The following is a 9,948-nucleotide window of genomic DNA, read 5'->3' as shown; positions in this document are numbered from 1 at the left end:
ACGGCAAGCGTACTTGTTTTTCATTGTCATAACTTGCTTTTAGCCTCTTTATGGACTCTCTGCTAGTCATGACCCATTTTCTTTTATGTAAAAAGATTCCAGCATTTCGTCAATATAGCTCCGCGCTTGGAATTGCTCCCTGTGCCTCGCTCCACATGCTCCTTACGCCCCACCAGAAGGCCCCATGACCACAAGATAGCCCCCGACGTCGGCATCTCCCGGCTTGCAGAGGGCACTTTTTCGCGATGCCGGGCATTTTGCCGCGTCGATCCGCGCGGCGCTTTTTTCTTTTTGCCGCACGAAGGCTTTCCGCGCCGTCAAGCTGGGATATAGGTCAACGAGAGGGTATTTCCGGCTGTCGTTCGGTCCTGGCCGCGCAGACGACTCCGTCTGGCTGCGGGGCAGGCGCCGCAAGCCGACGGCAGGCAAAACACAGGAACAGCCTCCCCCGCCGGACGGCATCCGCGATGCCTTCGACAAAAAAAGAAAAGATCTCACCCCGCGAACCGAGAAAAGAATTCCCCTTGCCTCAAGGCGGCACTTTTGGTATTACGTTTTTTCATATCGTGTCACGATACAGCTGTCCACGTCTCCGGCCGCCAGCCATGTCGGCCCTGATGTCACCCCAACCTCAACCACAGGAAACACCCATGCGTCTTGCCTCTCTTCTTGCTGCCGCCATGCTGAGCGTCCCGCTTTTCACCGCTGCCGGACAGGCCCATGAATTCCTTGTCGTGCCGCGCGGCGACGGAGCCAAAGCCGCTCCGGTCACCGTGGAAGCGCAGGCTGCCCACATCTTCATGCAGAGCGAAGAAGCTGAAAAAGTGGAAAATGTCCGTGTAGAACTCCTGACCGCCGACGGTAAAAAGACGGCGCTCACCCTCGCGCCCTCCGCCGCCTCAAAGGCGCTGGAAGGCACGGTGAAGGGGCCGGTGGCCGCTCCGGCCTGGCTGGTGGGGCATCGCCTGCCCGAGATCTGGAGCTCCACCACGGAAGGCGTGCTGCTCGGGGACCGCGCCGCGCTGGAAGCGCAGGGCAAGACCGTGCGCTCGGTGGGCCGCTACGAAAAGTTCACCAAGACGGCCTTTGTCGTGGGCGGGGATGCCGCTTTCTGGAGCAAGCCGCTGGGCCAGACGCTGGAGATCGTGCCGCAGGCCTCGCTGTCGGACCTGACGGCCGGGGGCAAGCTGACGGTGCAGGTCCTGCTGGACGGCAAGCCCGTGCCGCAGGCCGAGGTGGGCCTGAGCTATGACGGCTACAGCAAGGAAGAAGACACCTACAAGCAGATGCTCCACACCGATGCCGCCGGTAAGGTGACCCTGCCGCTGGATACGCCGGGACTCTGGCTGGCCCGCGTGGCCGTCACCCGCCCGGTCAAGGACGGCAAGGGCGTCGATGAGGAACAACTGCGCTCCACGCTGGTCTTTCCGGTGAAGTGATCGCGCCGCGGGCGAAAGCAGTCGTCGCCCGCGGGATGGAGCTCTCTCCTGGGGGAAGGGGGACGCCTTGTCTGGATGACGTTCCCTTTCCCGAAATTTTTACCGTTCCCACACGAGGAAATGCCATGAAAAAACTCCTGACAGGCTGCCTGCTGACTGTTTGCGGCGGCATGGCATGTCTGCCGACGGCCGTCGAAGCCCATGCCCTGCGGGCCAGCCATGAGCGGCAGGGCGAAACGATCCTGGCCCGCTTTGCCTATTCCGACGACAGGGCGACGGAGTTCGCGTCCGTGCGCGTCATCGGCGCGGACGGCAAGGAATTCCAGAACGGCCGTACCGATGCGCGCGGCCGCTTCGCCTTCGTTCCCGATGCGCCGGGCACATGGCGCATCATCGTTGCCGACGGCATGGGGCACAAGGTGGATCATCCCGTGGAAGTCGCCGCGCCGGGCAAGCCTGATGCCGCGGCCGGAGCGGACAAGGCGGAAACGAGCGCCAGCCTGCCCATGAGGGCGGGGCTGGGGGTGAGTCTGCTGGCCAATCTGGCTCTTGTCGCCTGCCTCCTGCGCCGCCGCAAGGCCGCCTGAGGACTTTTCGGCATGACGAAGGGGAGGCGTCGCCCGGCGACGCCTCCCCTTTTTTTCACGGCCTGAACGGCTCGTTATCCCACGAGGGGACGCTTCATATCCGCCTTGGGCACGCCGAGGCGCAGGATGAGGTCCACTTCGCAGGGCTTGCAGGCCTGACAGACTTCCAGATCGCCGCGCAGGGACATATAGAGATACGCGTCCGTCTCGTCCCAGCCGGTAGCGGCGGCCACCAGACGCTGCATCTGCACGCTGGCATGGCGCAGGGCTTCCGTATAGTCGGGGGCGCTGGCGAGCGTATACCAGCTGGTGGGGGTCTCGAGCACGGGCCAGTCCAGCGCACACTGACGGATGATGCTGATGCGGGTCATCACCGTCCCGTTGATCTCCAGACCCGTGCCGCAGAGCTCGCTGTCCCCCATGACGGCGTGCATATCGCCCATCTGGACGAGCGCGCCTTCCACGCGCACCGGGAAGTAGGCGGTATTGCCCTTGACCATGAGCTTGCAATCCAGATTACCGCCATGATTGCCGGGATAGCCGCAGGGCACGCTCTTGCCCTCTTCCGGCGTGACGCCGATGACCCCGATCATGGGATTGACGGGGAAGCGCACGTCATTGAAGACGGCCTTGCCGTTCTCGATGGGGATGCGCTTGGTGCGCGTCTCGCACTTGTCCCACAGAGGCCCGATCTTGGGCAGGGTGGTGGTAGTGCCGATGACGTCGCACTGCACGTCCAGCAGCTCGACCTTGAGGACGTCTCCGGGATGGGCGTCACGCACGAACAGCGGGCCGGTGGCCGGATTCATCTTGCTGTAATCGCAATTTGTCACCAGCTGGCTTTCGGAATGCATCTGATTGCTGAAGCAGTCCTGCGTGCGGAAGATGACGACCTCGCCGGAGTCGATGCTGGCGATGGGCGCATTGGCGGCGCTGAACGTATACACGACCTTGTCGACGTATTGCATGATATCTCCTCCATTATCGAGTGCCGGGCAACTCACTGCCCGGCGTTGCATCCGTTGTGCGTTACGCTACACCATGTGACTGTTGCGGAAGGCTTCGGGCACTTCCTTGTAGCCCTTGCTCTTCACGAAACCGATGATCAGACCGATGGCCAGCCAGCTGAAGCCCACGATCTGGGTCAGCTTGTCGAAGGAGAACCACACATAGCCCAGGATCAGCACGCCGCAAAGCGGGCAGATGATGTAGTGGAACACCGCCTTCCCGCCGCGCATACGCTCGCGCAGCCAGAAGAAATTGAACACCGCCACGTTGAGCAGGATGAAGGAGGTCAGCGCCCCGAAGTTCACCAGACGGGCAAGATCGTCCACCGTGGACAGTTCGGCCACGATGATGGAAAACACCCCCACGGCGATGGTGGCGACATAGGGCGTCTGGAAACGGGGATGCACCTTGCGGAACACCCCGGAGACGCCCGGCAGCACGTTGTCGCGCGCCATGCCGAACAGCACGCGCGAGGTGGCCGCCTGAGCGTTCATGGTGTTGGCGATGCCCACGGCAAGGATGTTCACCACGAGCAGCACCTTGCGGAACCATTCGCCGCAGGCCAGCGCGGCGGCGTCAAAAAAGGCCGTATCGGGGTTGAGCTTCTCAAGATCGGGCTGGATGATGGTGGCCACATAGGTCTGCAGGATGAACAGGAAGCCGATGCACAGCAGGGCGGCCATGGTGGCGCGGCCGATGGTCACTTCCGGGCGGTGCGTCTCTTCGGCCAGGGTGGAGATGCCGTCAAAGCCCAGGAAGGAAAGACAGGCGATGGTGCAGGCCAGCCCGATGAACTGGAGGTTCATCTCGCCGGGGCGGTAAAGCGGATCCATGACCAGCGCGCCCGTGCCGCCGCCTTCACCGAGCACATAGTTGAGGCCCATGCCGATGAACAGGGCCAGCACCACCAGCTCGACATAAAACATGATCCAGTCGGCCCGCGCCGTGTAGGTGATGCCGCGCACGTTGATGAGCGTGTTGATGCCCACGAAGACGATGACCCAGAGCCAGCGCGGCGTATGGGGGAAGAGCTCGACGCACCAGTTGGCCGTCATCAGATAGAGCAGCGCGGGCACGAAGACGTAATCCAGCAGGATGAGCCAGCCGGCGATGAAACCCACATGGTGGTTCAGGCCGCGCTGCACATAGGCATAGACCGAGCCGGCGATGGGGAAGCGGCTGCTCATCTTCATGTAGCTCAACGCCGTGAAGAACATGGCGCAGATGCCCACAAAGTAGACGAAGGGGGTCATCATGTGGCTGTCTCTGGAAATGTAGCCGTAGATGGACATGGGCGCGATGACCACCATGAACAGCATACCGTAGACAAAGACGTCCCTGAAGCTGAGTTCCCGTTTCAGCTCCTGATGATACCCGAAATTTTCCGTGGAACCTTGCTGTGACATACGACAACCTCAAAAAGGATTTTGCCGGCAAAAAACGGCAAAGCCCTTTTAGACGGTTTTAGCGCAATGTCAAAGGGAAAAGGCGGAAAAAAGGCTGTTTTGAGCCTGTTTTCTCCTGCGAGAAGGAACTTTTCACTTCAAAAACAACAAAAAACGACACTTTTGCGGCACGGAGGCAGAGCGAGCGCCGCCACGGGACGGAAGATGCCAGCCCGGCGGCACGGCGAGACGAAGCCGGGGGGACGGCGGGGCCCACGCCCCGCCATGCCGGAGCGGCGCGCGGTCGCTATTCCTGCGTGTCCACACGTTCCCAGTTGATGGACTTGGGCTCGTCATCGTCGGGCAGTTCGTTCTTGGCGGCCTCCAGCCGGGCCTGCCGTTCCCGCAGGGCCGCGGCGGCCTCGGCGGGCAACTGTTCCAGCAGCGTGCCCGTGCGCTCGAAAAGATTCCGCAGGATGGAATTGGAGACCAGCATACCGCTGCGGGTCAGGCGCAGATAGCCGTCACGCAGGCGCACCAGCCGGTTCTCGTGCAGGGCCTGGACCAGCCGCTGGTGATCGCGCATGAAATCCCGCCCGGTGAGTTCCTTGTAATCCTTGAGACGCAAGCCCCGCGCCGTGCGCAGCCGCAGCATGAGCAGCTCCAGGATGCGGATCTTCGGCGTGAGGATCTCCGCCTTGGCGTCCAGCGTCCCGGCGCGGATGCCCTCGGTCCAGGCGCGCTGCCCGGCGGGATTGGTCCAGCGGCGGCCGTCGATGGTCGAGGTGGCCGACGGCCCCAGCCCCAGATAATCCGCCCCTTCCCAGTAACCGAGGTTGTGACGGCACTGGAAGCCCATGCGCGCGAAGTTGGATATCTCGTAATGCAGGTAGCCGTTGCTTTCCAGAAAGGCCGCCCCCTCGGAAAACATGATGTTCTGATCCCGCTCCGGCGGCAGGGTCAGCCTGCCCGAGGCGCAGTCCTGTTCAAGAGGCGATCCCGGTTCCAGCGTCAGCCCGTAGGAAGAGATATGTTCCGGCGTCATGCGGCAGACATCCTTGAGGGTCTGCAGCCATTGCCGCACGCCCTGCCCCGGCAGCCCCCACATGAGATCGACGCTGATGTTGGCGCAACCCGCCTCACGGGCCATGAACACCGCGTGCAGGCTGTCCTGCGCCTTGTGGGGCCGCCCCAACATGCGCAAAAGCGTATCGTCCAGCGTCTGCAGGCCGATGGAGAGACGATTGATGCCGGCATTCAGATACTGGGTGGTGATGTGCCCGCCCCGCAGGGATTCGGGATTGGCCTCCAGCGTCACTTCGGCCTTGGGCGACCAGGCGAAAGCCTTGTGCAGGCGATCAAGGATGCTTTCGATGATGCGCGGCGGCAGAAGGCTCGGCGTACCGCCGCCGAAAAAGACCGAATGCACTTCCTTGCCCTTGAGGCGATCGCCCCAGAGGGCCATTTCCAAAAACAGACTGTCCACATAGTCGCGCACGGCGGGCGACTGGCTGGCCGAGACGCCGCGGCCCAGCGGCATGGAATAGAATGCGCAGTAATTGCAACGGGTCCTGCAAAAGGGAACATGGATATACACAAGCATGGGGAATGTCCGTAAGCAGCGTCGAGATGATGACGTTCAAAGGTCGGCAGTCTTTTCTGCAAAATGCGGACCGCAGCGGGCGGCTCGCGGGGCAAGCTTGGCAAACGGCCCTGTCCAGCGTATATTCCCCTTTCTCAAAAGGCAATCCGCAGCTTACGGAGTGACGATTATGGAATTGCGTTTTCAATGCCTCGGCCCGGACCACTGGAAGACCGAGGTTCTGCTTGCCCCTGTTTTTCAAGGGGAAAATCTGCACGAAGCCAGCCCTCTGCTGGACAAGGCCGCCCCGTGGCTGGCCATCGCGCCCGCCGCGCGCGACTTTCGCGGCAAAAAGAATGAACTGGCCCTGCTGCACGGCCATCCGCAACAGAACGTGCCGCGTGTCCTTGCCATCGGTCTGGGCAAGGCCGAGGAGTTCACGCCCGGCGTCCTGCGCGAGGCCATAGCCGCCGCCGTACGCCGCTGCCGCGCGCTGGAAGCGGAAGGCCTGCTGTTGCCGGAGGCCCTGCTGTCCCGTCTGCCCGGCGGGCGGGATCGGCTCGTGGAAGAAAGCGCCTATGCCGCCCTGCTGGCGCTCTATGCCTTCCGGGACCTGAAGAAGGAAGACCCCGACGCGCCCCGCGATCCCCAGTGGCTCACTTTCGCCTTTGAGGGCGACTATGTGCCCGACGCGCCCCGCGAGGCGGCACGTCGCGGCGAACGGGCGGCGCAGGCCGTCATGCTGGCGCGGGATCTGGCCAATACCCCGCCCAATATGCTGGGCCCGGCCGACCTGGCCGAGCGCGCCGAGCGCATCGCCCGCAGCGTGGGCCTTGGCTGCACGGTGCTGGACGAGGAAGCCATGCGCGCCGAGAACATGGGCGCGTTGCTGGCCATGGGGCAAGGCTCCGCACGTCCGCCGCGTCTCGTGGTGCTGGAACACGCCCCCGAAGGGCATGAGCAGGACAAGCCGCTGGTGCTGGTGGGCAAGGGCATCACCTTCGATACGGGCGGCATCTGCATCAAGCCCGCCGCCAAGATGCACACCATGAAATGCGACATGACCGGCGCGGCCGACGTACTGGCCGTGCTGGTGGCCCTTGCCGAGGAAGGGACCCCCCGCCGGGTCATCGGCCTCATGGCCTGCGCCGAGAACATGCCCGACGGCAACGCCTGCCGCCCCGGCGACGTGGTGCGCGCCGCCTCCGGCGACACGGTGGAGATCCAGAATACCGATGCCGAAGGACGGCTCGTGCTCTGCGACGCCCTGCACTATGCCCAGAAGATGTGGACGCCCGCCGCCGTGGTGGACATCGCCACGCTCACCGGCGCGTGCGCCGTGGCGCTCGGCGGCGAGGTGGCCGGTCTGTTCACGGACGACGACGCCCTTGCCGAACGTCTGACGGCCGGCGCGGAACTGGGAGGGGAACACCTCTGGCGGCTGCCGCTCTGGAAGGGCTACGAAAAGAATCTCAAAAGCCAGGTGGCCGACATCTGCCACATGGGACCGCGTGAAGGCGGCGCCATCCATGCCGCGCTCTTCCTCAAGCATTTCCTGCGGGAAGGCGTGCGCTGGGCGCATCTCGACATAGCCGGTGTGGACTGGGCCGACAGCGAGCAGCCCCTCGGCGCGGCGGGCGCTACGGGCTTCGGCGCGCGGACCCTGCTGGAACTGGCCAGAGGAGGCGTCTAGATGAAAGTCTATCTTATCGGCGCGGGGCCGGGCGATCCGGGATTGTTCACTCTGCGGGGACGCGACTGTCTGGCGGCGGCGGATGTGGTGATCTACGACGCGCTGGCCAATGACGCTCTGCTGGGCCATGCGCGCAAGGATGCCGAGCTGATCTATGTGGGCAAGGTGGCGGGCAATCATGCCCTGCCGCAGGACGGCATAAATCAGCTCCTCGTGGACAAGGCCCGCGAAGGCAAGGTGGTGGCCCGCCTCAAGGGCGGCGATCCCTACATTTTCGGGCGCGGCGGCGAAGAGGCCGAAGCCCTGCTGGAAGCGGGCATCCCCTTTGAGGAGGTGCCCGGCATCAGCAGCACCATCGCGGCCCCGGCCTATGCGGGCATCCCCCTGACGCACCGCAACTTCGCCAGTTCCGTGACCATCATCACCGGACACGAGAACCCCGACAAGCCCGGTTCCGTCCACAACTGGCAGGCGCTCGCCCGGAGCGCGTCCACGCTGGTGTTCGTCATGGGCATGAAGAACCTGCCCGACATCGCCCGCAACCTGCTGGAAGCGGGCATGGACCCGGCCACTCCGGCAGCGCTCGTCTACCGGGGGACCACGTCCCGGCAGCGCAGTCTGGTCGCCACGCTGGCGGACCTGCCGCAAGCCGCCGTGGATCAGGGCTTCAGCAATCCTTCGGTCATCGTGGTGGGCAAGGTCTGCTCCCTGCATGATCAGCTGGGCTGGTTCGAGCAGCGGCCCCTCTTCGGCCGCAGCGTGGTGGTGACCCGCGCGCGGGAACAGGCCAGCGGTCTGGCACAGGAACTTGGTCGGCTCGGGGCGGATGTCATCCAGTGCCCCACCATCGAGATCAGCCCCCTGCCCGACTATGCCGAGCTGGACGCCGCCATAGCCCGTCTGTCCGAATATGCCTGGCTGATCTTCACCTCGGTCAACGGCGTGCGCTGGTTCTGGAAACGGCTGGAAGCCGCGGGCAAGGACAGCCGCGCCCTGGGCCTCTGCCGCGTGGCCGCCATCGGCCCCGCCACGGCCGAGGCGCTGGAATCGCGCGGCATCCGGCCCGACTTCATCCCCGAGCGCTATGTGGCCGAGGGCGTGGTGGAAGGCCTGCTGGCGCGCGGCAAGGTGGACGGCGTCCGTATGCTGCTGCCGCGTGCGGCCAAGGCCCGCGAGGTGCTGCCGGACGAGCTGCGCAAGGCCGGGGCCCGCGTGGATGTCATTTCCGCGTATGAGACCATCCCGGCCGCGACCCGCAAGGACGAGGTGCTGGATCGCATCCAGGCTGGCACGCTGGACTGCATCACCTTCGGCTCCTCCTCCACGGTGGAGAACTTCCTTTCGCTGATCCCGGCGGAGACCCTGCGCGCGCATCCCGACGTCCGACTGGCGGCCATCGGCCCGGTGACGGCCAAAACGCTGGAAGCTCACGGGCTGCCCTGCCACATCATGCCGGAAGAATACACCATCCCCGCCCTTGTCCAGGCGCTGGTCAGCCACTACACGAGGTAAACATGCCCCTGAAGATCGCCATCCTGGCCTCCGGCAACGGAACCAACGCGCAAGCCTTCATCGACAAGATGCGGGCCGGTCTGCTGGATGTGGACATCCGACTCGTGGCGGGCAACCGGCCCGGCGCGGGCGTCTTTGCCAGAGCGCAGGCCGCGGGCATCGCCTGCTGCGCGCTCGATCACACCACCTTCCCCGACCGTGTGAGCTTCGACCGCGAACTGGCCGCACGCGTCCGCGACAGCGGCGCGGAACTGGTGGTGCTGGCCGGATACATGCGCCTGCTCTCGCAGGAATTCCTCTCCGCCTTTGCCGGACGGGTCATCAATATCCACCCCGCCCTGCTGCCCAGCTTCCCCGGCGTGCACGGCGGCGCGGACGCGCTGGCCTACGGCGTCAAGCTCAGCGGCTGCACCGTGCATTTCGTGGAAGAAAAGGTGGACAGCGGCCCGGTCATCATCCAGGCCGCCGTGCCCGTCAATGCCGGAGAAGATGAGGACAGCCTCATGCAGCGCATCCACGTCATGGAGCACCGCATCTATCCGCAGGCCCTGCAATGGCTGGCCGAGGAGCGCATCAGCGTGCGCGGACGGCAGGTGCATCTGGCCCCCTCGCAAAAGGCGAAAGTACAGCCGGACGGCCAGTGGCTCGTCTGGCCGCCGCTGGAGGAAGGCTTCTAGGGCCTGTCAACACTATTCGTTGCCTGTTTGGGGGGAAGGGAAACCCCTCCGCCAGCGCGGGAGCG

Annotated in this window: 8 protein-coding genes; 5 read left to right on the top strand and 3 right to left on the bottom strand. The window is 64.5% G+C overall.

What is annotated here, in order from left to right; translation table 11 throughout:
- Nucleotides 1–650 precede the first annotated feature (650 nt).
- A complete protein-coding gene (locus Q0K00_RS06235; protein WP_297228107.1) occupies nt 651–1,439 on the top strand; it encodes a DUF4198 domain-containing protein in 789 nt (262 codons plus the stop codon).
- A gap of 125 nt (nt 1,440–1,564) precedes the next feature.
- The gene (locus tag Q0K00_RS06230) at nt 1,565–2,026 is read left to right on the top strand and encodes a carboxypeptidase-like regulatory domain-containing protein (RefSeq protein WP_297228106.1); all 462 of its coding nucleotides are present in this window, start codon (nt 1,565–1,567) and stop codon (nt 2,024–2,026) included.
- Nucleotides 2,027–2,100: 74 nt separating this feature from the next.
- Here the strand turns inward: Q0K00_RS06230 and Q0K00_RS06225 are convergent, their stop codons facing one another.
- From Q0K00_RS06225 to hemW, 3 genes are all read right to left on the bottom strand, one after another.
- Nucleotides 2,101–2,994 carry an acetamidase/formamidase family protein gene (locus Q0K00_RS06225; protein WP_297228105.1) on the bottom strand — a complete coding sequence of 298 codons (894 nt, stop codon included), beginning with the start codon at nt 2,992–2,994 and terminating at the stop codon, nt 2,101–2,103.
- A 66-nt stretch (nt 2,995–3,060) separates the two neighbouring features.
- The gene (locus Q0K00_RS06220; RefSeq protein WP_297228104.1) at nt 3,061–4,440 is read right to left on the bottom strand and encodes an APC family permease; all 1,380 of its coding nucleotides are present in this window, start codon (nt 4,438–4,440) and stop codon (nt 3,061–3,063) included.
- A 286-nt stretch (nt 4,441–4,726) separates the two neighbouring features.
- Entirely contained in the window at nt 4,727–6,022 is a 1,296-nt protein-coding gene (gene hemW / locus Q0K00_RS06215) for a radical SAM family heme chaperone HemW (RefSeq protein WP_297228103.1), read from the bottom strand.
- A 169-nt stretch (nt 6,023–6,191) separates the two neighbouring features.
- Here hemW and Q0K00_RS06210 point away from each other — a divergent pair, with 169 nt between their 5' ends.
- Genes Q0K00_RS06210 through purN form a run of 3 tightly spaced genes read left to right on the top strand, consistent with a single transcriptional unit; the run spans nt 6,192 to nt 9,883 of the window.
- Entirely contained in the window at nt 6,192–7,694 is a 1,503-nt protein-coding gene (locus Q0K00_RS06210; protein ID WP_297228102.1) for a leucyl aminopeptidase, read from the top strand.
- Nucleotides 7,695–9,206: a uroporphyrinogen-III C-methyltransferase gene (gene cobA / locus Q0K00_RS06205; RefSeq protein ID WP_297228101.1), complete on the top strand. Its 1,512-nt coding sequence runs from the start codon at nt 7,695–7,697 to the stop codon at nt 9,204–9,206. It abuts the gene before it with no gap.
- Between the two features lie 2 nt (nt 9,207–9,208).
- Nucleotides 9,209–9,883 carry a phosphoribosylglycinamide formyltransferase gene (gene purN / locus Q0K00_RS06200; RefSeq protein WP_297228100.1) on the top strand — a complete coding sequence of 225 codons (675 nt, stop codon included), beginning with the start codon at nt 9,209–9,211 and terminating at the stop codon, nt 9,881–9,883.
- The last annotated feature ends 65 nt before the right edge of the window (nt 9,884–9,948 follow it).

The organism is uncultured Desulfovibrio sp. (assembly GCF_944327235.1).
Taxonomy (GTDB): domain Bacteria; phylum Desulfobacterota; class Desulfovibrionia; order Desulfovibrionales; family Desulfovibrionaceae; genus Desulfovibrio.
The sequence above is the reverse complement of the archived record's forward strand: the minus strand, read 5'-3'. Positions and strand labels throughout refer to the sequence as shown.